Source organism: Agrobacterium bohemicum (genome assembly GCF_001562555.1).
In the GTDB taxonomy this organism is placed as follows: domain Bacteria; phylum Pseudomonadota; class Alphaproteobacteria; order Rhizobiales; family Rhizobiaceae; genus Agrobacterium; species Agrobacterium bohemicum.
Genome location: NZ_KQ961025.1, coordinates 44,621 through 68,897, shown reverse-complemented (window position 1 = coordinate 68,897; position 24,277 = coordinate 44,621). Strand labels below are relative to the sequence as shown.

The 24,277-nt window shown below is 56.2% G+C and carries 23 protein-coding genes and 1 riboswitch; of the genes, 8 read left to right on the top strand and 15 right to left on the bottom strand.

What is annotated here, in order from left to right; translation table 11 throughout:
- Nucleotides 1–5: 5 nt before the first annotated feature.
- From ATO67_RS06045 to ATO67_RS06035, 3 genes are read right to left on the bottom strand one after another with little or no spacing between them, the layout of a single operon-like run.
- Nucleotides 6–914, bottom strand: coding sequence for an amino acid--[acyl-carrier-protein] ligase (locus tag ATO67_RS06045; RefSeq protein WP_067645696.1), 909 nt, complete (start codon nt 912–914; stop codon nt 6–8).
- A 4-nt stretch (nt 915–918) separates the two neighbouring features.
- A complete protein-coding gene (locus tag ATO67_RS06040) occupies nt 919–2,100 on the bottom strand; it encodes an acyl-CoA dehydrogenase family protein (protein WP_067645695.1) in 1,182 nt (393 codons plus the stop codon).
- Entirely contained in the window at nt 2,100–2,351 is a 252-nt protein-coding gene (locus ATO67_RS06035) for an acyl carrier protein (protein ID WP_067645693.1), read from the bottom strand. Before ATO67_RS06035 ends, ATO67_RS06040 begins: the two co-directional genes overlap by 1 nt.
- A 165-nt stretch (nt 2,352–2,516) precedes the next feature.
- A riboswitch (TPP riboswitch) is annotated at nt 2,517–2,628 on the top strand.
- Between the two features lie 100 nt (nt 2,629–2,728).
- On the opposite strand from ATO67_RS06035, the gene thiC reads away from it, so the two are divergent.
- The 6 genes from thiC to ATO67_RS06005 all read left to right on the top strand — a co-directional run bounded on the left by thiC (nt 2,729) and on the right by ATO67_RS06005 (nt 7,920).
- Nucleotides 2,729–4,552, top strand: coding sequence for a phosphomethylpyrimidine synthase ThiC (gene thiC, locus ATO67_RS06030; protein ID WP_067645691.1), 1,824 nt, complete (start codon nt 2,729–2,731; stop codon nt 4,550–4,552).
- Nucleotide 4,553: 1 nt separating this feature from the next.
- Complete coding sequence (thiO, locus tag ATO67_RS06025) at nt 4,554–5,549, top strand: glycine oxidase ThiO (RefSeq protein ID WP_067645689.1); 996 nt, start codon at nt 4,554–4,556, stop codon at nt 5,547–5,549.
- Entirely contained in the window at nt 5,518–5,715 is a 198-nt protein-coding gene (thiS, locus tag ATO67_RS06020) for a sulfur carrier protein ThiS (RefSeq protein WP_067645687.1), read from the top strand. The genes thiO and thiS overlap by 32 nt, the downstream gene beginning before the upstream one ends.
- Before the next feature lie 3 nt (nt 5,716–5,718).
- The gene (locus ATO67_RS06015) at nt 5,719–6,492 is read left to right on the top strand and encodes a thiazole synthase (protein ID WP_067645685.1); all 774 of its coding nucleotides are present in this window, start codon (nt 5,719–5,721) and stop codon (nt 6,490–6,492) included.
- 64 nt (nt 6,493–6,556) lie between these two features.
- Nucleotides 6,557–7,555, top strand: coding sequence for a P1 family peptidase (locus tag ATO67_RS06010; RefSeq protein WP_082760172.1), 999 nt, complete (start codon nt 6,557–6,559; stop codon nt 7,553–7,555).
- Nucleotides 7,552–7,920 carry a winged helix-turn-helix domain-containing protein gene (locus tag ATO67_RS06005; protein WP_067645674.1) on the top strand — a complete coding sequence of 123 codons (369 nt, stop codon included), beginning with the start codon at nt 7,552–7,554 and terminating at the stop codon, nt 7,918–7,920. The genes ATO67_RS06010 and ATO67_RS06005 overlap by 4 nt, the downstream gene beginning before the upstream one ends.
- Here the strand turns inward: ATO67_RS06005 and modC are convergent.
- The 4 genes from modC to ATO67_RS05985 form a co-directional block, all read right to left on the bottom strand.
- Nucleotides 7,914–8,990 carry a molybdenum ABC transporter ATP-binding protein gene (gene modC / locus ATO67_RS06000; protein ID WP_067645673.1) on the bottom strand — a complete coding sequence of 359 codons (1,077 nt, stop codon included), beginning with the start codon at nt 8,988–8,990 and terminating at the stop codon, nt 7,914–7,916. The two genes, ATO67_RS06005 and modC, sit on opposite strands and share 7 nt — an antisense overlap.
- Nucleotides 8,987–9,688 (bottom strand): molybdate ABC transporter permease subunit, encoded by a 702-nt coding sequence (gene modB, locus ATO67_RS05995; protein ID WP_067645672.1) that lies wholly within the window; start codon nt 9,686–9,688, stop codon nt 8,987–8,989. Before modB ends, modC begins: the two co-directional genes overlap by 4 nt.
- Nucleotides 9,689–9,758: 70 nt before the next feature.
- A complete protein-coding gene (gene modA / locus ATO67_RS05990) occupies nt 9,759–10,553 on the bottom strand; it encodes a molybdate ABC transporter substrate-binding protein (protein WP_067645671.1) in 795 nt (264 codons plus the stop codon).
- A 130-nt stretch (nt 10,554–10,683) separates the two neighbouring features.
- Entirely contained in the window at nt 10,684–11,967 is a 1,284-nt protein-coding gene (locus ATO67_RS05985; RefSeq protein WP_067645670.1) for an NAD(P)/FAD-dependent oxidoreductase, read from the bottom strand.
- Nucleotides 11,968–12,240: 273 nt separating this feature from the next.
- Between ATO67_RS05985 and ATO67_RS05980 the strand changes: the two genes are divergently transcribed.
- Nucleotides 12,241–12,477, top strand: a complete 237-nt coding sequence (locus ATO67_RS05980) for an Lrp/AsnC ligand binding domain-containing protein (RefSeq protein WP_067645669.1) — start codon at nt 12,241–12,243, stop codon at nt 12,475–12,477.
- An 81-nt stretch (nt 12,478–12,558) separates the two neighbouring features.
- Here ATO67_RS05980 and ATO67_RS22300 read toward each other — a convergent pair whose 3' ends face one another.
- The 3 genes from ATO67_RS22300 to epmA form a co-directional block, all read right to left on the bottom strand.
- Nucleotides 12,559–12,750: a hypothetical protein gene (locus tag ATO67_RS22300; protein WP_082760186.1), complete on the bottom strand. Its 192-nt coding sequence runs from the start codon at nt 12,748–12,750 to the stop codon at nt 12,559–12,561.
- 384 nt (nt 12,751–13,134) lie between these two features.
- Nucleotides 13,135–14,187: a lysine-2,3-aminomutase-like protein gene (locus ATO67_RS05970; RefSeq protein ID WP_067645666.1), complete on the bottom strand. Its 1,053-nt coding sequence runs from the start codon at nt 14,185–14,187 to the stop codon at nt 13,135–13,137.
- Nucleotides 14,184–15,248, bottom strand: a complete 1,065-nt coding sequence (gene epmA, locus ATO67_RS05965; RefSeq protein WP_067645664.1) for an EF-P lysine aminoacylase EpmA — start codon at nt 15,246–15,248, stop codon at nt 14,184–14,186. The genes ATO67_RS05970 and epmA overlap by 4 nt, the downstream gene beginning before the upstream one ends.
- Nucleotides 15,249–15,498: 250 nt before the next feature.
- Between epmA and efp the strand changes: the two genes are divergently transcribed.
- Nucleotides 15,499–16,068, top strand: coding sequence for an elongation factor P (efp, locus tag ATO67_RS05960; protein ID WP_067645663.1), 570 nt, complete (start codon nt 15,499–15,501; stop codon nt 16,066–16,068).
- 129 nt (nt 16,069–16,197) lie between these two features.
- Here efp and ATO67_RS05955 read toward each other — a convergent pair whose 3' ends face one another.
- The 5 genes from ATO67_RS05955 to ATO67_RS05935 form a co-directional block, all read right to left on the bottom strand.
- On the bottom strand, nt 16,198–17,649 hold the full coding sequence (locus ATO67_RS05955; RefSeq protein ID WP_067645661.1) for an efflux transporter outer membrane subunit: 1,452 nt from the start codon (nt 17,647–17,649) through the stop codon (nt 16,198–16,200).
- A 140-nt stretch (nt 17,650–17,789) separates the two neighbouring features.
- On the bottom strand, nt 17,790–20,879 hold the full coding sequence (locus tag ATO67_RS05950; RefSeq protein ID WP_067645660.1) for an efflux RND transporter permease subunit: 3,090 nt from the start codon (nt 20,877–20,879) through the stop codon (nt 17,790–17,792).
- A 55-nt stretch (nt 20,880–20,934) separates the two neighbouring features.
- The gene (locus tag ATO67_RS05945) at nt 20,935–22,134 is read right to left on the bottom strand and encodes an efflux RND transporter periplasmic adaptor subunit (RefSeq protein ID WP_067645659.1); all 1,200 of its coding nucleotides are present in this window, start codon (nt 22,132–22,134) and stop codon (nt 20,935–20,937) included.
- Between the two features lie 146 nt (nt 22,135–22,280).
- A complete protein-coding gene (locus ATO67_RS05940; protein ID WP_245303879.1) occupies nt 22,281–22,910 on the bottom strand; it encodes a TetR/AcrR family transcriptional regulator in 630 nt (209 codons plus the stop codon).
- A 31-nt stretch (nt 22,911–22,941) separates the two neighbouring features.
- On the bottom strand, nt 22,942–23,892 hold the full coding sequence (locus ATO67_RS05935; protein WP_067645657.1) for a phosphoribosylaminoimidazolesuccinocarboxamide synthase: 951 nt from the start codon (nt 23,890–23,892) through the stop codon (nt 22,942–22,944).
- Nucleotides 23,893–24,277 lie beyond the last annotated feature (385 nt).

Sequence of the window (24,277 nt, the reverse complement as noted above, 5' to 3'; positions counted from 1 at the left end):
TGTCTTCAGCCCCAAAGCGCGTCTCGAACCGGCTGTGGCCATGCTTCGACATCCAGTCCGTGTTTGGCAAACAGTGCCAGTGCTATCCGCTCCAACCCGAAGCCGACGCAGGCTGTGTGCGCGACGTCGCCGTTTTCGAGGTTCAGGCCCCATTTGGCTCCAAAAGCGTCCTGATGGTAGTTGAAGCTCATGCAGGCCGTCTGGTTGGTGGTGGATGTTACCGGAATCAGCAATTCGAATTTCAGGTTCTGGTCGCGCTGGTTGTTGGCCAGCATTTTGCCGGCACGCCCGAAGAACGGATCATTTGCGATGTCGATCTTCACATCGAGACCGATCTTTTCCATCATCTCGACGCCGCGATCCATCCATAGCTGACGGAATTCCGTCACGTCGCTTTCAGTTCCCATGCATACATATTCGCGCATACGGAACAGTTGCTGGCGGGCCGGGTCCTTGGAGGGCTCATGGCGGAAGCAGTAGGATTGAATGTCGTAAAGACCTCCGCTAGCGGGCAGATTTCCGCGCTTGGCGATGGTTGGGTACAGCGGATAGCAGGCCGCTGGCGTCAGCACGATATCGGTAATCTTCTGGTCTTTCGTCCAGTCCGTGCCTTCGTCCATGCTTTTGATAAGGCTGACATGATCCAGCTCGCAGCCGCAGAAGGAGTGGACGGTGCCTGCCAGTTGCGGGAAGCTTTTCATGTAGCCGCTTTTTTCAAAATAGGCACGGTTGATGCCGGGCGGGAAGCGGATAACTTCGGCTTTATCTGCGCCGCCGACCGTTCCGATCAGGCGCTCAAAACCGGCAATCACGTCTTCGAACTGGCCGCTACGACCATAGAGGCCATCGACGCCGGTATCGATCAGCAGGCCTTTGTCAAACAGGCGATCGAGAAAAGATGTTTGCATGTCCATGATCTTATCCCGAAAGGCTGGTGTCCTGCTTCTGGACGAGCAGGAGATTGGCGGAGTTGCTGAGAATTCTGTCGTTGGAGATCATCAGTTGCGCCGAATGCGCATCACGCAGGTGACGACCGAGGCTATAAGGCGTACCGTTTTTGTAGCCCATGATGCCGCAGATCAGCATGGCGTGATTGATGATCTCGATAATGGTTTCCGACGAGCAAATCTTGACGTTGTTCATGGCGATGGCAAACCCCATCGACATCAGCTTGTCGGGATCGGATTTGGTGGCCTCATAGGCTTTGAGACCAGCAATGACGTTCGATTTGACGGTCTGAAGCTTGCTCGACACTTCTGCCAGACGAATGGCACCTGGTGGCGTGACGCCGGGCGATTTGCGCGCCGCTGCACGAACGAAGGCTTGTGCACGCAAAACCGCGTCAGAGGCAATTCCATACCAGACGCCGCTCCACAAAAGATGGGATGTCGCCAGCATGGATTGCGCTGCAATTTCGGCGAAAGGCTTGGAGAAAATCTGCTCGGAAGGTGCGCTTCCCTTGAACAGGAAGCCATCGGAACAGGTTCCGCGCATGCCGAGCGTGTCCCAAATATGGGTCCGTTCGAGCGTGTACTGGTCCTTCAGGAAAACGGTCATGACCTGATCGCTGGGTGCCGCTGCGTCATTGGCACGCGAGGTAATCAGAATGGCATCGGCATGCGTGCCATAGGAAATTACGGTGGCGTCTTTTTCCAAGGTGCAGTCGGGACCGTTAACTTCGATGGCACAGATGGAATTGCGCATGTTTCCGCCGATACCGCCTTCGGTGGTGGCAGACGCCAAAAGCAATTGTTCTGATGCCACGCGGCGCATGAAGGCAACATGCCATTCACTGTCTTCGCCATGTTCCACAAGGCTGGAGGCCTTGATGTGGTGCATCGCGAAGATCATCGCCGTTGCGGAACAGGATTGGCCGAGAATGCAGCAGATATCGGCAATTTGCGCGATGCTTGCACTTTCACCGCCCAGATGAACAGGTACTTGAATGCCTAAAAGCCGTTCCGAACGAAGCGCATCAACGGCTTCTATTGGAAAACGTGCGGCGGTATCGACATCGTCGGCATGCCGTGCGGCGATCGACGCGACACGGGAGGCGCGCGCCGAGAGCGTCGCATCAGGCGGGGCGACGGAGACGTTCATCACGCGGCCTCTTTGCCATCAAGAATGGTTTTGACCGTGTCTTCGATGGCCTTGATGCTGGCGAAAGACTTCCGGTTGAGCATGCTATCGGGAAATTCGATGTCGAATGCATCTTCTATGCCAAGCATCAGTTGCACGGATGCAAAAGAAGAAAGTCCAGCTGCGTAAAGGTCAGCCTCATCTTCGATGGTATCGACGGGCACCGGGAGTTGGCCGAATTTCGACAGTATTTCACGAATAGTTGAATTCATTCTGAGTAGTCTCCCTTCACAGCGCGTCATCATAACGCATTCTTGGAGTTACGCTCCAAAAAATAACATTCGAATAAATGGATGGGTTAACTTAGTGTAACTTTCTGTTTTTCGACAACCATCCACAGATGACTTGACAAATTTCTGCGTCGGGTTTCTGATTGCGGCATTCACCAGGGGAGTCCCGGCAAGGGGCTGAGATACTGCTAGCGCGCGCAGTGACCCGTTGAACCTGATCCAGTTCATACTGGCGTAGGGACGGTGCAAACGCGGGAACAGCAGTTCGGCTTTGCCGAAATGCGTCGTTATTCGTTCACGTGGTTTTTCGTCTTCATGCTCGAACTGGGTCTCCACTGTTTTTGCTTTGGAGCCTCACGATGAACATTGCCACTAAAAATCCTACCCCTGTCGTTACCACCGGCCCGCTACCCGCTTCGACCAAGGTCTACAAGCCGGGTATCATCCACCCTCACATCCGCGTACCCATGCGCGAAATCGCCGTGCATCCCACGGCGGGCGAACCACCGGTTACAGTCTACGATTCCTCCGGTCCCTACACCGATCCATCCCACACAGTCAGCATCGACGGTGGCTTGCCACGTGTGCGTCATGACTGGGTTGTTGCGCGTGGCGATGTCGAAGCTTACGCGGGCCGCCATGTTAAACCTGAAGACAACGGCTTTGCCACCGGCGAGCGTTTGACGCCGGAGTTTTCCCTCCGCCACCAGCCCTTGAAGGCCAAGGACGGCAAAGCTGTCACGCAGCTTGCCTATGCGCGGGCGGGTATCATCACGCCTGAGATGGAATTTATTGCCATTCGCGAGAATATTGGACGCGAAGCAGCCAAGGAAACGTTGGCCCGCGATGGTGAGAGCTTTGGCGCACATATTCCCGATCTCGTAACGGCTGAATTCGTGCGTCAGGAAGTGGCGGCGGGCAGGGCGATTATCCCTGCCAACATCAACCACCCTGAAGCGGAGCCGATGATCATTGGACGTAACTTCCTCGTCAAGATCAATGCCAATATCGGTAACTCGGCCGTCACGTCTTCCATGGCGGATGAGGTCGACAAGATGGTCTGGGCCATCCGCTGGGGTGGCGATACCGTTATGGACCTCTCCACCGGCCGCAACATTCACAACATTCGCGAATGGATCATCCGCAATTCGCCGGTGCCGATTGGAACCGTGCCGCTCTATCAAGCGCTGGAAAAGGTGAACGGTATTGCGGAAGACCTGAACTGGGAGGTTTTCCGCGATACGCTGATCGAGCAGGCTGAGCAGGGTGTCGATTACTTCACCATCCATGCTGGCGTGCGGCTTCATTACATCCCGCTCACCGTCAACCGTGTCACCGGCATCGTGTCGCGCGGGGGTTCAATCATGGCCAAGTGGTGTCTGCATCACCACAAGGAATCATTCCTCTACGAGCATTTCGAAGAGATTTGCGACATCTGCCGCGCTTATGATGTGTCGTTTTCGCTGGGTGATGGGCTGCGGCCCGGCTCTATCGCCGATGCAAACGATGCGGCACAATTTGCCGAGCTCGAAACGCTGGGCGAGTTGACGCAGATCGCCTGGGCTAAAGATTGTCAGGTCATGATCGAAGGCCCCGGCCATGTGCCGATGCACAAGATCAAGGAAAACATGGACAAGCAGCTCAAGGTCTGTGGCGAAGCGCCCTTCTACACGCTTGGGCCTCTGACAACCGATATTGCGCCGGGCTATGACCACATCACCTCCGGCATCGGTGCGGCGATGATCGGCTGGTTTGGTACCGCGATGCTTTGTTATGTCACACCGAAGGAGCATCTGGGTCTGCCGGATCGTAATGACGTGAAGGTCGGTGTTATCACCTACAAAATTGCCGCCCACGCTGCCGATCTTGCCAAGGGGCATCCGGCGGCGCAGATCCGCGATAATGCGCTGTCGCGCGCCCGCTTCGAATTCCGCTGGGAAGACCAGTTCAACCTGTCGCTCGACCCGGAAACGGCACGGTCGTTCCATGACGAGACCTTACCGAAGGAGGCGCATAAGGTCGCGCATTTCTGCTCCATGTGCGGGCCGAAATTCTGCTCCATGCGCATTTCGCACGACATCCGCGCCGAGGCACAGAAGGAAGGTCTGGAGGTTATGGCGCAGAAATTCCAGCAGGGCGGCGATCTCTATATGCCGTTGGAAAAGCCGGTCGCGGGGGAATGAGATGCGCATTCTCGTCAAAGGGGCAGGCGTTGCCGGTCTGACGGCTGCTCTGGAACTTGTCCGCCATGGGATGGAGGTCGCGGTTTGCGATCTTGCCAACCAACCGGGGCGCGGTGCGTCCTGGTATGCGGGCGGCATGCTGGCGCCTTGGTGCGAGCGCGAAAGCGCCGAGGAAGCCGTGCTGACGCTTGGCCAATCAGCGCTCGACTGGTGGGATGAGGCGACGCCGGGGCTGGTCAAACGCAACGGCACGCTGGTTGTGGCCCCTGCGCGGGACAAGGCGGAACTGTCGCGGTTTGCTTCTCGCACGACCGGTTATCGATGGGTTGATGAGGACGAGATTGCTACGCTGGAGCCCGATCTCGCGGGGCGTTTCCGTAAGGGGCTGTTTTTCGAAGGCGAGGGGCATCTCGATCCACGCTTGGCTCTCTTGGCACTTTATGAACGCGTTGTCTTGATGGGTACCGGCTTCCATTTCGGCGGTGACGCGCCAGATGGAACCACATTCGATCACGTCGTCGATTGCACCGGCGCGGCACAGACCGGCAAGCTTACTGGTCTTCGCGGCGTGCGTGGGGAAATGCTTTATCTCTCTACCGGCGAGGTCACGCTGTCCCGCCCCGTTCGGCTGCTTCATCCACGCATTCCGCTCTACATCGTGCCGCGAGAAGGGGGGCGTTTCATGGTGGGAGCAACGATGCTCGAGACGGATGAGGCGGGACCGATCACGGCACGCTCGATGATGGAACTGCTGAACGCTGCCTATGCGCTGCACCCCGCTTTCGGTGAAGCGCAGATCATAGAAGCGGGCACAGGTATCCGCCCCGCCTTTGCCGACAATCTGCCCGCTATCAGAGAGAACAACGGCACGCTGTTCATCAACGGTGCCCACCGGCACGGGTTTCTGCTTTCGCCAGCCATGGCGCGGCAGGCTGTCGATATCATGATGTCAAAGGAGGTTTCCCATGAAAATTCTCGTCAACGGGCAAGAGCATGATCTTGCCACGGAAAGGCTTTCCCACCTGCTGGCCGCGCTAGAATTTGAAGGCGAATGGTTGGCAACCGCCGTCAACGGCGATCTCGTCCATGCGCAGGATCGCGATGATTTTCGATTGAAGGAATTCGACAGGATCGAAGTTCTGTCACCAATGCAGGGAGGGTAGGCGATGTTGAAACTTTATGGACGCGACATCGGATCGCGACTGCTGCTCGGTACCGCGCGGTATCCTTCTCCTGCGGTGCTGGCGGATGCGGTGCGGGCCAGTAAAACGGATATTCTGACGATCTCTCTGCGACGCGAAACGGCGGGCGGCAGGCAAGGAGGGCAATTCTTCGAGATGATCCGCGAACTGGACCGAAACATTCTGCCCAACACCGCCGGTTGCCACACAGCCAAGGAAGCCGTGTTGACGGCCAAGATGGCAAGGGAAGTGTTCAAGACGAACTGGATCAAGCTGGAGGTCATCGGCAATCACGATACGCTGCAGCCGGATGTTTTTGCGCTGGTGGAGGCCGCCCGTATTCTCAGCGACGACGGTTTCGAGGTTTTTCCCTATACGACCGATGATCTGGTGGTGGCGGAAAAGCTGGTGGATGCCGGTTGCAAGGTGCTGATGCCCTGGTGCGCACCGATTGGTAGCGCCATGGGGCCACTGAACATCACCGCCTTGCGGTCGATGCGGGCTCATTTTTCCGATGTGCCGATGATTGTCGATGCCGGTCTTGGAAGGCCATCTCATGCCGCGACCGTCATGGAACTGGGCTACGACGCCGTGCTGCTCAATACTGCGGTGGCCGGTGCGGGCAATCCGGTCATCATGGCTGGCGCCTTTGCAAAGGCGGTGACGGCGGGGCGTGAGGCCTATCTTGCTGGCATGCTGGAACCGCGCGACATGGCGGTGCCCTCAACGCCCGTTATCGGTACGGCGGTGTTTTCCTGAGCCGTTGACAAGATGAGATGACGGCGGGATACCGGCAGGGATGAGCCTCACGAGGTACCCAGACATGCACAATCTGCTAACCGATATCGACGGTGTGGCTGTCGGCCATGCCACCGATCTCCAACTCGGGTCGGGCGTTACTGCCATTATCTTTGACGAGCCTGCCATCGCTTCCGGCTCCGTTCTTGGCGGTGCACCGGGAGGGCGGGATACGGCACTGCTTGACCCGTCCATGACGGTGGAGGTGGTCGATGCGTTTGTCCTATCTGGCGGGTCGGCCTTTGGTCTGGATGCGGCAGGTGGCGCACAATCCGGGCTTCGCGACATTGGGCGTGGCTTTGCCGTTGGCTCGACCCGCGTTCCCATCGTGCCGCAGGCGATCCTGATGGATTTGTTGAATGGCGGCAACAAGGATTGGGGCCTGCATTCGCCCTATCGTGAGATGGGTTATGACGCCTTCAAGGCCGCTACTCACCAGCCCTTTGCGCTTGGCAGCGTAGGGGCTGGCACCGGCGCGACGACCGCAACACTCAAGGGTGGGCTGGGTTCTGCCAGCGCCGTAACTTCGGGCGGCCATAGGGTCGCGGCCATAGTTGCCGTCAACGCGATGGGCTCCGCGACAGTTGGAACGAGGCAGCATTTTTGGGCGGCACCCTTTGAGCGTAACAACGAGTTTGGCGGGTTTGGATTGCCGCCGCAATTTTCATCCACCGATACTTCCATGCGCATCAAAGGCGTAACGCTGACGGCAACAACGATCGGCGCGGTGGTGACGGATGCCGTGTTGACGAAAGCGCAGGCGCACCGGCTGTCGATCATGGCGCATAGTGGGCTCGCCCGTGCGATCTTGCCGTCCCACCTTGCCAGTGATGGCGATACCATGTTGGTGGCGGCGACCTGCAAGAAATCCATGAGCGCTGCGAGTGACTTTGCAGAGCTTTGCCACCTGGCTAGCATGGTCGTCAGCCGCGCCATCGCACGGGGTGTTTATCAGGCGACGGCATTGCCATATGAAGGCGCACAAAAATCCTGGCATGATCATTTCGGAGCCGGTGCCGAATGAGCGATCAAAAACAGAAGTTGCCGCTGAAAACGGTTCTACGGATAGATTTTCCGCCGAGCGATAGACTTGGGCGGGGAAAAATCCAGCTGATGGAACTGATCGCCTCCACCGGCTCCATTTCTGCTGCCGGTAGGGCCATGGATATGTCCTATCGACGTGCCTGGTTGCTGGTGGATGCGCTGAACCATATGTTCAAGGAGCCTGTGATCGAATCCCAGCGCGGCGGCAGCCAAGGGGGCGGGGCAAGCTTGACTGCCTTCGGTCAGGAATTGCTTGAACGCTATCGAGCCATGCAGCGGCGCCTGAACGATACACTGAAAGCCGACCTCGATTGGCTCGAGACGAACAGACATTCCGATCAGTAAGGATCGAGTGCTGCCGATTTGATGATGGCAAAGATCGGCTGTCTAGCCTCCAGCGCCAACCGTTCGACCGAGAGGCGGGTGATGCGCGACGCAACGATATCGCCACCGCAATCCACCTGCACCATCGCCATGCCATCCTCCGACAGCACGATGTCTGCGATGCGGCCTTCCAAAATGTTGAGCGCGCTCAACCCCTCGGGCTTGACCGTCGCCAACATCACGTCGCGGGCTGGAATGTGGACGCGAACGCGGTGCCCGACTTCCGCCGATGGTGCGGGAACTTGCAACGCCACTCTGCTCAGTCTGATCGTGGCAAGGCCGTGAGCGGCATCGAAGCCTCCCACACTGCCGGACAGAATGCTGCCGATCTCGCGGCGTTCCAGTTGGGCTGTGAAAGCTGTGCGCGACAGGATGTCCGCTGCCTGGCCTGCGACCTCTATCCTGCCGTCCTTCATCACCACGATCTGGTCTGCAAGACGCGATACCTCGCTGATAGAATGGCTGACATAGATGATCGGAATTTTCGACTCATCGCGCAGCCGTTCCAGATAGGGAATGATCTCGGCCTTGCGCGCCTCATCGAGTGCGGCCAGCGGTTCATCCATCAACAGAAGGCGGGGTGACGACAGAAGCGCACGGCCAATCGCCACGCGCTGCTTCTCCCCGCCGGACAGTTTTTCCGGGCGGCGCTTCAGCAGGTCTCCGATGCCGAGCATCTCGATGATCTTTGCGCTTTCTGCGGCGCTGCTTGCATTGCCAGAAAACCAGCGACCGTAATGCAGGTTCTGCTCGACGGTGAGATGCGGAAACAGGCGCGCTTCCTGAAAGACGGTGCCGAAATGACGCTTGTGGCATGGCGTGAACAGGCGTTTTGCACTGTCTACCAGCACCTTACCATCATGCGTCAGTCTACTATGATCGGGTTTCGTCAGCCCGGCGATGATACGGATGATGGAGGTTTTGCCGGAGCCGGAGCGGCCGAAAAGGGCTGTCACGCTTTTGCCAGCGGTGAAGTCCACGTCCAGCGTAAAGGCACCCAGCCGATGTTTGGCGGTGAGCGTCAGTGTCATTGCGCATTCACCCTTTTTCCAACAATGCGCGCCAGATATTCCGAGGCGAGCAGGGCTATCATGGAAATAGCGATGGCAACCAGTGTCAGCCGCATCGCACCCGCATCACCGCCCGGAACCTGGGTGAAGGTGTAGATGGCCGCCGACAAGGTTTGCGTTTCGCCGGGAATATTGGAGACGAAAGTAATGGTTGCGCCGAACTCCCCCATGGCCTTGGCAAAAGCGAGGATCGTGCCTGCGATAATGCCGGGTAAGATGAGCGGCAGGGTAACGGTAAGGAATATCCAAACAGGACTAGCGCCCAGCGTGCCTGCCGCTTCCTCCAGTTTGTAATCCACGGCTTCTATCGAGAGGCGAATGGAGCGCACCATTAACGGAAAGGCCATGATGGCGCAGGCGAGTGCGGCGCCCGTCCAGCGGAAGGAAAAGACGATGCCGAAATACTGATCGAGAAACTGGCCGATGACGCCGCGGCGCCCGAAGGTAACCAGAAGTATAAAGCCGGTGACGACCGGAGGTAGTATGAGCGGCAGATGCACGATGCCATTGAGCAGCGATTTGCCCCAGAACTGGCCGCGCGCCAGCGCCAGCGCAATCAAGATGCCGAGTGGCAGGCTCGCGAACATCGCGATGCTGGAAACCCAGAGGCTCAAGCGTATCGCAGTCCATTCTTCCGCGCTGAGAGTGAGCCAGTCCAAGATGCCATTTCCCGTTATTATAGGATGGCTCAGACGATTGCCGGAGCCATGAGGATCGTGAAAATCGATCTTACTTCAGAATGGTAAAGCCCTGCTTTTCAAAGAAGGGCGCAGCCTTGGCCGATTTCAGGAATTCGAGATAGGCGGCAGCTAGCGGGTTTTTGGATTCAGCCAAGATAGCAACCGGATAGATGATCGGCTCGTGGCTGTCCTGCGGGAAGGTGCCGACAATCTTCACGCCCTGGTCGGCAGCGGCATCGGTCTGGTAGACGATGCCATAAGGCGCCTCACCGCGAGAAACGAGAACCAGCGCTGCACGGACGCTCTCCGCACCGGCAACCTTGCCTTCCACGGAAGACCAGATGCCGAGCTTTTCAAGGGCCGCCTTGCCATATTTACCAGCTGGAACGCTATCGACCGCACCCATGGCCAGCTTGCCGTCACCCACCAGCTTTGCAAGGTCGAAACCTTGCTTGATTTCGACGGGCGTTGCTTTGTCGACGGGGGCAACCAAGACTAGGCGGTTGCCGAGCAGGTTTGTACGCGTGTCTTCCTTGATCAGCTTTTTGCTCGCGAGATAGTCCATCCAGGCGAGGTCTGCGGAGATGAAGAGATCGGCAGGCGCACCTGCTTCGATCTGTTTGGCCAACGCCGAGCTTGCGGCATAGGAGACGGTGGCTTCGTTTCTGGTTTCCTTTGCCCATTCAGCATTTGCCGCATCAAGCGCGTTCTTCATGCTGGCTGCGGCAAACACTGTGACCTTGTCCTGCGCGGATGCCGGTGTAGATGGACCAATGGTCGCCACGACGGAGCCGATAATGGCTGCCAGAGTGGTTCTGATAAGAGTGCTACGAAGAATTCCCATCCATTTAGCCCCTTTTGGCGAAATATTTTCATGAATATATCGAAACTGTTTAGATGGCGGGCATTATATTTTCAAGGATATATCGATGGGCGCGATCAGGACATTCGCATGAGCCTGAATCTGCTGATGCCTAGATGCGCTCTCCTGCGAAATGCGCGACCTGTGCTCCGACTTCATAATAGGCTTCTTTCAAAGCGCGAAAGCTGCGGGCCTGCGGGTCTGTGACCGGCAAAGGAAGAGCGTCTTCTGCGAGATCGCCTGCTACATGCGCTGCAAGCGTTTTACCGAATATTGTTCCGGGTGCGATACCGCGGCCGTTGTATCCGCAAAAACCAACGACGTTTTTCGCGAATTTGTGGAAACGTGGCACCGAATCGTCGGTCATGCCGATCTGGCCGTACCATTCACATTCGAATTCGATGTCACCCAATTGCGGAAATAATCGTTTCATCGCACGTTTGGCCCAGGCGGGGTGAACGGCAGCACCCGTGTTGCGCAACGCGCCCACGCTGCCGAAAACGAGGCGTCCTGCTTGATCCATGCGGAAGGAGGAGAGGATTTCGTTCGTGTCCCAGCAACCTTCACGATTCGGCAGAATGGTTTTCCGCACATTGTCGCCTAGAGGTTTGGTCGCGACGTTGAAATAGGGTAGGTAGACCTGCTCTTCGCGCATGATTTTCCAGGGGCCAGTGCTATAGGCCTCCGTCGCGACGATGATCCAGTCAGCATGAACCGATCCGCTTGCGGTCTTGACCACCCAGCCGTCACCATTTGCCTGGCTGTCGGTGACGGGACTGGAGGTGTAGATTGTTGCACCTGCCTTTTGGGCTGCGTGTGCCAGGCCGCGCACATAGGCAAGCGGTTGCAGCGTGCCTGCACGCTCATCCAACAATGCGCCGCTATAGGCCGAAGAGCCAATACGGTCGGCTGTTTCCTGCGCGTCGAGAACCCGGACAGGCGCTCCGCGTGCGGCCCATTGGCTGCAACGTTCGCGGATTTCGGCCAGTCCCTTTTCTCCTACCGCGCAATGGAGTGTTCCGTTCTTTTCAAGCTGGCATTCGATCTGGTGCTTTTCGATCAGTTCGCGTACCAGAAAAGGCGCGTTGCCGAGAAGGTCGAGCAGGCGTTCGCCATAGATGGGGCCTAAAACATTTGGCAGCTCTTTAGGCATGACCCACATGCCGCCATTGATGAGGCCAACATTGCGGCCAGCGCCACCAAAGCCAATCTCCTTGCCTTCGAGAACAATGACTTTGATGCCACGTTCAGCCAGATGCAGTGCTGCGGAAAGCCCGGTAAAGCCACCGCCCACGACCACAACATCAGCCTTCTCACGGCCTTCCAGCGGTGATGTGACTGGCGGTTGTGGCGCGGTTTTTTCCCAAAGGCCATGAGAGCGTGGATCGTTGTACATCGTAATCACCAGGAAGCGGAAAGGTCGTGTGCGGTGCGCCGTATGACGAGCAGCTTACAACCGTGTCGGCCCTATGAATACCGACATATCGTGATCACGTCATGCTGGCGTGGAATGTGGCCTGCAATTGGTTCCACAGGCATTGTGGAAGACGGTTTCACCTGCAATCGAGACACAGGCTTGAAACATGCGCCTGCCTCGGACAATACTGCATCACATGCACGGGGGATGATGACCCTTGGCCAATAATCTAATTTATGACGGGAAAAGATCATGAAGCCTATCTTCGTTCAGCTTCAATGCGCACCCGGCAAGACATACGATGTTGCCGATGCCATTTACAAAACCGAACTGGTTTCGGAGCTTTATTCGACCAGTGGGGAGTATGATCTCCTGCTGAAGGTCTACCTCTCCACGGACGATGACATCGGCAAGTTCGTCAATGACAATATCGCTGGTATTCCGGGCATCGTGCGGTCGCTGACGACGCTGACATTCACCGCGTTCTAGCCACTCTCCACCTTGACTAAAAAAGGCGTTGTCCCATCAGGGGCAACGCCTTTGTTTTTATCGGGTCTTTGGCAGCGCTTGTCAGACCAGTTCAGCAATCTTGCGGCTGCGCACGAGGTTGCGAATAGCCAGCCTCACATCGTCGGCACTGTCGAAACGCTGCTCATCAAGATCATGGACGTGAAACTTTACAGCAATGAACTTCAGCCTGTTATCGTCGGGTACGACGATGCCTACGGGTTCACCAGCGAATTCAATAACTTGCTTTTGCATCATACATACTCCCGCTGTGGCTTGGCACACAGCATTTCGTCGAATCGAATTTTTAAAGATGGGTTGACCGTTAAGTCACATTCGACAGCAGCGGGAACACGTGCATGTGTGTCCGGCACTCACAAACCGCTGATCAAGGATCGCGGCAATACGTTTCATTTTTGACATGTCACTCTCCCTGCATTGGTGTGGACCCGGAATACCGGAGAGAATCGCTCTCCAGTTGAATCACTGATACTCCGGATTCGCGGCGTAATCAATTATTATGAATATAGGTAGAATATTTTTCTTTATGATGACAGGACAGGGGCGGAATTGTGAAATTTTTGTTTCTTTAGCCAGGTCGCCGTCAATGCTCTGGGAAACTGCGCTTATTAGAGATTTTCATTCGGTCGATGGCGGATAGAGGTGATCGTTGCCGTTGAAATCGGAAACCGAGTAGCAACCATCGGCATGTTTCGTCGCCGCATTCTGACCGATGGCGGCTTTTCCATGTCCGCCTGGAATATCCAGCACATAGATCGGCTGGCAAAGACCGGAAATATGTCCACGCATGGCGGCAACGATTTGCTGCCCTTCTTCTATATCCAGCCGGAAGTGACTGGTGCCGGGTGCCAGATCCGGGTGATGCAGATAATAGGGCTTTACCCGCGTCTCCACAAACGCGCGCATCAGGGCGCCAAGAACGAGAGGGTTGTCATTGATGCCTTTCAGAAGCACCGACTGGCTGACCATGGCAATGCCGGCGTCGATCAGGCGTGCGCAGGCGGCCCGCGCATCCTCTGTTAGTTCACGCGGATGGTTGGCGTGAAGCGCGATATAGGTTGTCTTGCCGCTTGATCTCAGGGCTTCGACCAACGCTGCATTGATGCAATCAGGGTCAACGACCGGTACACGCGTGTGGAACCGCACGATTTTGACATGCGGAATGGCCTTCAAGCCTTCCATGATCACCGTCAGGCGTCGTGGCGAAAGCACCAGCGGATCGCCACCCGTGAGGATAACTTCCCATATTTCTTGATGTGCCTTTATGTAGGCCAAGGCAGTATCTAACTCTTCGCTGGTCATGGTGCCGTTGCCTTGCGGCCCGACCATTTCGCGGCGAAAGCAGAAGCGGCAATAGACCGGGCATATGTGCACGGCTTTCAGCAGAACACGATCGGGGTAGCGATGCACGATGCCGTGGACCGGACTATGGGCCTCATCACTGATCGGATCGGCACGCTCTTCGGGTGTCTGCCGCAATTCGTCCTCGTGTGGAAGAAATTGCAATCCGATAGGATCGGCGGCATCGGTTCTATCGATGATATCGGCCATGGCAGGTGTTACCGCCACGGCATAACGTTCGGTTACAGGGCGAATGCGCTCCAGCGTAGGGCCGTCGATAAGACCTGCATCGAAGAGGTCTTCTGCGGATTTCAGGCTGTGTGCGGTCATGGGCCATAATCCGTGACTGGCGCCCACATCACCAGATCGATGCGGGGTGCGCCTGTTGCCAGCATCACCAGCCGATCAAAGCCGAGTGCGATACCGCTGGCTGCCGGCATGACGTCGAGCGCTGCGAGAAAGTCTTCGTCTATCGGATAGGTTTCGCCGTAGACGCGCTGCTTCTCCGCCATTTCGACTTCGAAACGGCGACGTTGCTCTTCGGCATCCGTCAGTTCACCGAAAGCGTTGGCAAGCTCCACGCCGCAGGCATAGAGTTCGAATCGTTCGGCAACACGGTTGTCTCTTGGCGAGCGGCGGGCAAGGGCAGCCTCGCTGGTTGGATATTCGTCCAGAATGGTCGCGCGTCCGAAGCCCAGTTGCGGCTCCACGCGCTCAACGATGACGCGACTGAACATATCCGCCCAACTGTCATCATCCGCAACACGGATGCCCGACGCTTTGAGCATTGTCGCCAGATGCTCGTGGTCGGTTGCACCATCAGCCTCTATCGTTGCCAGCAGATCAATGTCCGCATAGCGTTGAAAGGCTTCTGCAACGCTGAGCCTTTCCGGCTCAAGATACGGATCGACGCTGTGGCCGCGATAGGTAAGCGTTTTGGTCTTGGCGGTTTCGGCGGCCAGCGCCAGCAGTTGCCAGCTGTCACGCATCAGCGTCTCATAGGTCTCGCCCGTGCGATACCATTCCAGCATCGTGAATTCGGGGTGGTGCAGAGGTCCACGTTCGCGGTTGCGATAAACATGCGCAAAACAGTTGATCCGCTTTTCGCCGGCGGCCAGCAATTTTTTGCAGGCGAATTCCGGGGACGTGTGCAGATAGAGCGGTGTCTGCTCGCCACTTGTTGTTATGGCGGTTGTTGCAAACGCATGCAGATGGGCCTCGTTTCCAGGGGATACCTGCAAGGTTGATGTATCGACCTCAAGAAAACCATTGGCGGCAAAAAAGCCGCGCATGGCAGCTTGGATGGCGTTTCGCCCAATCAGAAACGGGCGGCGATCCTGATGCACATCGGGCGTCCACCAAGGAGACGTCGTGTCGAGACTGGAGCCCATCTGCTGCTTTCTTTCCGATCACTTGTGTCGAGTAGCGGGCGAAATTAGACATTTCGGACTGCCGCAGTCCCCGCATTGGTATCGATTTATTCGAAAACCACGGCACTGTTTTCGCTCCGAGGCTTTTGAAGGCTGGCAATTACCGTGGATTTAAGGTAGTTGCGCCCCATAAAACATACAAAACGTCCATCGGGTCAGTGCTGCCGCGCGGTCCTTTACGACGCATTTCATTGAGTTACAAGGAAATCATATGGTCAAGGTTATCGCCTCATCCGTGCGCAAGGGCAATGTTATCGATGTCGATGGCAAGCTTTACGTCGTTCTCAACGCCAATAACTTTCATCCTGGCAAGGGCACGCCTGTAACGCAGGTTGATATGCGCCGCATCTCGGATGGCGTGAAAGTTGCCGAGCGGTGGCGCACGACCGAGCAGGTCGAGCGCGCTTTCGTTGAAGACCTGAACTTCCAGTTCCTTTATGAAGATGGTGAAGGCTTCCATTTCATGAACCCGGAAAATTATGACCAGGTTGTCGTGGACGTGGAAACGATGGGCGACCAGAAGGCCTATCTTCAGGAAGGCATGACCTGCGTTCTTTCCATTCATGAAGGTTTGCCGCTGGCCGTTATTCTGCCGCGCCATGTGACGCTTGAAATCATGGAGACCGAACCGGTCGTGAAGGGCCAGACGGCCTCCTCCTCATACAAGCCAGCGATCCTTTCCAACGGGATTCGCACGATGGTTCCGCCGCATATCGATGCCGGTATCCGCGTTGTTATCGCAACCGAAGACAACTCTTATGTAGAGCGCGCAAAGAGCTGATTTTTGCGACCATCGTCCTTTGAAGAAAGCCCCGGAGTGATCCGGGGCTTTTTTATTGGCTGCATAGACAAAAAAAATCCCGCAACTTTCGTTGCGGGATTGATGTCTTCTACAGAGCGATCGCCTCGCCTACCTGCGCTTTGGCGTGTTGGCTGCAATCACGGTGTTTGAGGATGTCGTCGGGCCGCCCACTGCGTAACCACCGCCCAGCGCAACGCTCAGACGGACATAGTCCTGAGCCGTCGTCTGAACCGCAGTTGCAAGATTGGCCTGCGCGGTAGAGACCTGACGCTGGGCATCGAGGACGTCGAGCAGGGATGAAGCGCCGTCGCGGTAGCTGGCTGTCGCGAGCGACAGGGCTTCCTGGTAGGACCTGACGGTTCTACGAAGCGCGTCTTCCGTCTGCTTGTCGCGCGTAACAGCGGCAAGTGCATTTTCGACTTCTTCGATACCGTTTAGTACCGTTTCCTTCCAGGCCAGGTACTGTTCGCGAGCCGAGGATTTAGCAATATCGACATTGGCGCGCAGGCTGCCACCATCAAAGATCGGCAACACAAGGCTTGGGCCGAAGGACCAGGAGTTCGATGTTCCGCGCGCACCATTATTGGCGACGTTTACGAGGCTTGGCGAGATCGAACCGCTGATCGTGATGCTTGGATAAAGACGTGATTCGGCAACGCCGATCTGCGCGACCGCTGCTGCAAGGTTGCGTTCTGCAACGCGGATGTCTGGACGATTACGGATAAGATCAGCCGGGATGCCAGTGAGCGGCGCCTTGCGGGCAACCGGCTGACGAGCGCCGCGTTGCAGTTCCAGGACCAAGGATGATGCGGGCATGCCGAGAAGTGTGGCAATGCGATGCGCAGCCTGGCGGAAGCTGGTTTCGAGACCCGGCATGTCAGCAAGTGTTGAGTTGACCAGACCTTCAGACTGAACAACGTCAAGACGTGATGCGGCGCCAGCCTCCAGCTGCAGCTTCGTCAGGTCAAGTGTTTCGCGACGAGACTTCAGGTTGGCGCGGGCAATCGCCAGGCGTTCCTGAAAATAGCGGGCATCGATATAGGCGGAAACGACAGACGAAATAAGCGTCAGGCGCTGAACGTCCGCCGTGGAATAAGCGGCGTCAAGCGACGCGCTGGCGCTCTCCTTGGAGCGGCGGTACTGGCCGAAAAGATCCAGCAGCCATGACGCGTCAAGCGCACCGCTCGACGTGTTCTGAACAGGACGGTCCGCGGTTGCGAGGCTTCCCTTCGTCTCCGATATCGTATGGCTGCCGGAGCCTGTGAGGCTTGGGAGCGCGCCCGCACCTGCAACCGTAATCTGTGACTGAGCCTGATTGATACGCTCGATAGCCTGGAGAACTGTCAGGTTCTGCGCAAGACCTGTTGAGACATAGCCATTCAAACGGCTGTCGTTGAAAGCGTTCCACCATGCGACAGTTGCGACGTCGCCATTGCTGGCTTTGCCACCTTCCGCAAATTTTACTGGAAGCTGGATTTCCGGTTCCTTGTGGTCAGGCCCGACAACACATCCAGAAAGAAGGAGCAAGGTCAGAGGAATGGTAGCGCGAATAGACAGCATGAAGTTATCCCAATATTTTGGTGCAAGTGACACACCAGTCGAAACGAGCTGAGCACTGCTGCGTGCTGACAAAAATGCGGTTCGTAATTTCCAACATTTCTAACAGCGTCTCCCGGCTTTGCTAGCATATTTTTGGTTTGTTAACGTTTAGATAGCCGCCGAATCACGACAAAAAACGATGGAACGAAGAAAATTCCAAGGAGTGTTGCAGAAAGCATACCACCGAGAACGCCGATACCGATGGCATTCTGCGCAGCGGAGCCCGCGCCGGTAGCGATTGCCAAGGGCACAACCCCCAAGATAAATGCCAGCGACGTCATGATAATCGGGCGCAGGCGAAGCTTTGCTGCTTCCAATGTCGCTTCCATCAAACTCAGTCCGTGCTCCATTCGCTCCTTGGCAAATTCCACGATCAGAATCGCGTTCTTGGCGGCAAGGCCGATGGTCGTCAGCAAGCCGACCTTGAAATACACGTCGTTGGACTGACCAAAGACGTGAGCCGCGACCACAGCGCCAAGCACGCCCACCGGAACTGCCATGATGACAGAGAACGGAATCGACCAGCTTTCGTAAAGCGCTGCCAGGCAAAGGAAGACGATGAGAACGGAGAGCGCATACAGCATCGGTGCCTGCGAACCCGAGAGACGCTCCTGATAGGAAATGCCTTGCCATGCGACGGTATAGCCACCGGGCAGTGCAGCTGTCAGGCGTTCCATTTCGTTCATCGCATCACCGGACGCAACGCCCGCACCCGCCGCGCCTTCCATGGAGATAGCGCTTGTGCCGTTGAAGCGCGCAAGCGTTGGCGGACTGTTGACCCAGGTGATTTCGCTGAACGACGAGAATGGTACCATTTCGCCGCTGGTATTGCGGGCATACCAGTATTTCAGGTCATCCGGCTGCATGCGGTAAGGGGCGTCACCCTGAACATAGACGGGCTTCAACTCTCCATTCAGCGTGAAGTCGTTGACGTCGCGGCCCGCGAATATGGTCGATAGCATGAGGTTGACGGAAGCAAGGTCCACGCCCATCGCGCCCATCTTTTCCTGATCGAGCAGAATCTTCATCTGCGATTCTTCGTCTCGGCTGTTGGAGCGCAAAGAACTGATGTTCGGGTTTCCACCCGCTTCCTGAATCAACTGCTTGGAAGCGGCGCTTAGGGCTTCGGTACCTGTTCTGCCACTGTCCACGAGATACATCGAGAAACCACTGGATGTTCCAAGACCCTGGATTGCCGGTGGCAACAGCGGGAAGACCTGCGCATCGCGGAAGGACAGGAACGTGCCCATTGCCCGCTGAACGATGGCCGCAGCATGTTGCTCAGGTTCTGAGCGCAGCGAGAAGTCCTTCAGTTTGGTGAAGACCATCGCGTTGTTCTGGCCGGAACCTGTGAAGCTGAAGCCGAGAACACCAAAGACGGATTCGACATTGTTGCCTTCCTTTTCACGAAAGTATTTCTCGACCTGTTTGACCACCTCATTCGTGCGTTCGATGTTCGAACCGGTCGGCGTCTGCACGATTGTCAGCAGGACGCCTTGGTCTTCCTGTGGAAGGAATGAGCTTGGTAGTCTTGTGAAGAACCATGCGCAGCCACCGATGACGACGAGGAAAAGTATCATCACGCGTGCCGGGCGTTTCAGCAAATAACCGATGCTGGAGACGTAACCATTCGTGGTGCGGCCGAACACGCGGTTGAACCACGCTCCTGGACCACGCTTCTCTTTTTTATGATCGACTGGCTTCAGCATCGTGGCGCAGAGCGCTGGTGTCAGCACGATGGCGACGACAGCCGACAGCAACATGGCCGAAACGATGGTGACGGAGAACTGACGATAGATGATGCCGGTCGATCCGCCGAAGAATGCCATCGGAATGAACACCGCCGTCAACACGAGCGCGATGCCGATAATGGCACCGGTGATTTCGTGCATCGACTTCTCGGTTGCCTCAAGCGGAGACAAGCCCTCCTCGGACATGATGCGTTCGACGTTTTCCACGACGACGATGGCGTCATCCACCAGCAAACCGATGGCGAGAACCATCGCAAACATGGTCAGCGTGTTTATGGAATACCCCGTCAGGGCCAGAATACCGAAGGTCCCAAGGAGAACCACGGGCACAGCGATCATCGGAATAAGGGTGGCGCGCAGGTTCTGGAGGAAGACCAGAAGAACCACGAAAACCAGAATGATCGCTTCGATCAGCGTGTGAACAACCTTCTCGATGGAAAGCTGGACGAAGGGCGTCGTGTCGTAGGGATACTCAATCGAAACGCCTTCTGGCAGACCGCCAGCCGCTGTGGCAAGCGCTGCTTTTACGCGCGATGATGTATCGAGAGCGTTCGCACCAACCGCCAGGTTCACGGCAAAGCCCGCAGACGGACGGCTGTTGGATCGCGAGTCGCCGCCATAGGTTTCCTGACCGATCTCGATACGGGCAACGTCGCTGAGGCGGACCGCCGCCCCGTCTTTTTCGACCTTGAGAATGACGGATTCGAAGTCCGCAACGGTGGTGAGTTGGCTTTGCGCCGTCACGGTGACGTTGAGCTGTTGGCCCGGTACGGCTGGCAATGCGCCAAGAGAGCCGACGGACACCTGAGTGTTCTGGCTTTCGATGGCGCTTGTCACGTCTGCTGTCGTCAACTGATATTTGTTGAGCTTGAACGGGTCGAGCCAAACCCGCATGGCATATTCCGAACCGAAGACATTGATGCTGCCGACGCCTTCCAGGCGCTTGATCTGGTCTTCGACCTGTGTGGAAAACACATCACCCAGATCTGCGGATGTCCGTTTGCCATCCGTGGAGATCAGCGCGCCGACCATCAAGATACTGGAGGTCGAACGGCTGACTTCGATGCCCTGCTGCTGAACGACATCCGGCAATTGGGACTCGACCAGCTGCAACTTGTTCTGCACCTGCACCTGAGCGATGTCAGGCATGATGCTGTTGCCGAATGTCAAAGTGACGGACGCACTGCCGGTCGAGGACGTCGATGTCATGTATGTCAGGTCGTCAAGACCGGTCATGCCGTCTTCGATGATGGTCGTAACCGATTTTTCGACCGTCTCAGCGCTCGCACCGTTATAGCTCGCATTGATGCGCACGGTGGTCGGCGCGATTTCCGGATATTGCGAGATGGACAGCGTGAAAATTGCCAGCGCACCACCAAGCATGATGACAATCGCTATAACCCACGCGAAAACGGGGCGCCGGATAAAATAATGGGCCATGGAAAGTCTGCGCCTTACTTTTTGCGAGCTCTAACGGACACGGGTACGGACACGCTTACTTCGATGGAGCAGCGGGCGGCTGCGCCTGCTGCTGAGGAACGGCAATGCCACGTTCGTCAATCGTCGCTTCAACGGGATTGACGACTGCAGCATTGGCAATCCACTGGAACCCGTCGACAATCAGCTTGTCGCCGTCCTTGACGCCTTCTGTGACGAGCCACGCATTGTTGGATTGCTGGCTCTTCGGAAAGACGCGGGTTTCAACCTTGTTTTCCGCGCCAACGAATTTTGCTTCGAGTTCGCCGGCCGCGTTGCGGGTTGCGGCGCGCTGCGGAATGAGGAAACCCTGTTCCTTGCCGATTGTGAGCGTAGCGCGCACGTAGGTGCCTGGCAAAATGAGATCGTTCGGGTTTTCAAACAGCGCGCGGATGGCAAAGGTGCCAGTGGTTTCGCTGACCGCCATGTCCGACATATCGACTTTACCGGTCTGCGAATATTCGGTGCCGTCTTCCAGCGTCAGGCGAATGTCGGTGTTCTTTTCACCTGCCAGCCGTCCGGACGCCACCGCATTGCGCAGGCGCAGGAGGTTGGCGCTGGATTCGATCAGGTCGATATAGATAGGATCGATACGACGAAGCGTTGTCAGGGCCGTTGTCTGGTTGGCCGTCACCACGTTACCAATGCTGACATTTGTTGACGACGTGATGCCATCGAACGGCGCGCGGATCTTTGTCAGGTCGAGATTGATTTCGGCCGTCTCGAGCGCCGCGTTGGACTGCGCAACATCTGCCTCCGCCTGAAGCAGTGTCACTTTGGCATTTTCATATTCGATCTGCGTCGCGCCGCTGTTGACGAGGCGCTCGTAACGCGCAAGGTTTGCCTTGGCGCTTGGAATGCTGGCTTCTGCTTTGGCGACGCTGGCGCTTGCCTGCGCAACTTCGGCCATGTAGGTGTTGTCTTCGATCTGATAGAGAATGTCACCCTGCTTGACTTCGCTGCCTTCCTTGAAAGGAACCTCGCGAATGATGCCGGTTACACGGGGACGGATCTCGGCAGTCTGGAATGCGCTGGCGCGGCCCGGTAGAACGGTTGTCAGCGGGTATTCGCTCGTCTTCATCGTCACGACGCTAACGGGTGAGGGAGGACGTTGATTTTTCTGCGCCTCGGCTCCCTTTTTTTCTTCGCTGTCGCTGCAACCGGCAAGAATGCCTGCCATGAGCAATGTGGTGAAGAGAGGGGTAAGGCGTCTTTTCATCGTTTTTCTCATATCAGCGGTCAAATCTCGGTTGCTATTCGGTTGCAGACGAAAATACAGGTTCTGCAATGTTTAGTCGGTTTGGTTGAATGCACGGACACGACACGATCAGGCAGTTTCAGCAAAGTGACGTACAGCCGATATCGTCACTTATCAATCCCATATCGCAGTGCAGCATCCAGAAGGCGAACGAGTTCATCACATCGTGTTGCTAAAATGTCCACGTTTTCATGTGCAATCAAAGCCGGATGCAGAACACTCGTTAAAGCAAAAAGCGCAGTACGCGATGATCTGTCGATATCCGTCGCAGAATAGGTTCCGTCTTCTATTCCATCGCTAATGATCTTGGCGAGTAGCTCTGTTATCACATTCTCATAATGTCGGCCGCACGCAAGTTCTCTTTTGGCGGTCATTAAAATCATTTCGAAAATATACGGATTGTCATTCAGATCACGTCGATGGTTTTCCATCAGACTATGCGCCAGATGCCGAAGCCTCTCGAACGGGGAGTGAGTTGCGTCCAGCGGATCGAGCTTGTTTTCCAGCAATCGGATCTGTTGCAGAAAGATAGCATCGACCAAGGCATTCTTGGAGCTGAAATGTTTGAAGACGTTCGCTGGCGACATGGTCAGCGCGGCGGCGATATCTGCGATAGAAACGGCGCCAAACCCCCGCTCGCGGAAAAGCCGCTCTGTCATGACAAGAATGTCACGGCGCGTTTCCTCACCCGAGCGACGGGGACGGACCTGCCGCCCACTCGTTTCGGCTTTCGACAACGCGGATGTCTGGACGCTTGCTTTAGCCACGTTACACTCCCTGGAAAAATGGCTCCAGATTCTTCCGTACCCGCTCCAGGGGCGATGCCTCGCTGTCATCGGGCCTGAACGCTTCTCCGGTGATCCGCTCAAAAGCTTCGATATAGACCTTGGACGTTTGGGCAACCAACTCCTGCGGGATTTCGGGGACGTCGTCCTTATAAGGGTCGCAACGTTCGGCAACCCATGCCCGGACGAAGTCCTTGTCGAAACTTTGCGGGCGTGTACCGTTCTGGAGAGCCTGCTCGTAGGTATCTGCCATCCAGTAACGACTGCTGTCCGGTGTGTGAATTTCATCGGCCAGAATGATAGTTCCATTCTCGTCGGTGCCAAACTCATATTTGGTATCGACCAGAATGAGGCCACGGCTTGCAGCAACGTCCTGCCCACGTTTGAACAGCGCAAATGCGTAAGCCGAAAGGTTCTCCCACTGCGCGGGCGTCAGCAAACCCTTTTCGATGATCTCGGCAGGGGTGAGAGGTTCATCATGACCGCCATCGAACTCCTTGCTGGTGGGCGTGATGATAGGCTCAACCAAAACCTGATTGTCTTTCATGCCATCCGGGAAGGTAACACCGTACATCTGGCGCTCGCCCTTTTTGTAGAGCGTCAGAATGGAGGTGCCGGTTGTTCCGGCCATATATCCGCGCACCACGATCTCGACTGGCAGAATATCAAGTCGCTTACCGATCACGACATTCGGATCCGGGTAAGAGACGACATGGTTCGGGCAGATATCTTTCGTTTGTTCAAACCAGTAACGCGCAGTTTGGGTCAGCACTTGGCCCTTGTAGGGTATGCACGTCAAAATACGGTCGAAAGCACTGAGACGATCCGTCGAGATAATAATGCGATTGCCGTCGGGCAAGTCATAGTTCTCGCGAACCTTGCCACGATAATACTGGGGAAGTTCAGGAATGACGGCTTCTGCTAGAACGCGCACGGGATTGTCCAATCTCTTTCTATAAGGCGATAACCGGCTCAGACGTGCCGGAGAGTATGGGATCACCCTATCGCATGTTTTATCGGGAAGGACCAGTATTGGCTTTTTTATGCGGGGCGGGGTGGTTGGGCGGGGTTAATCCAAAATACTTTTTGAAATCAATAATTTATAAAATATGTCTATTTTTTTACAGAGGCACTGTTGACTATGTCGTTGGGTGTCCTCTATAAGTCCGCTCACTGACGAGGGCGGCGGCGCTGCTAGCGACGATGTCCTTCGTTCATGAGAACAGTGAAGATTGAGCGAATGAGTTTAGTCTTTTAGATCATGGCCTTGAGGGGTTTTGGTTGGTTTTTTTTGACACTAATGTGTGTCTGTTTTTTGA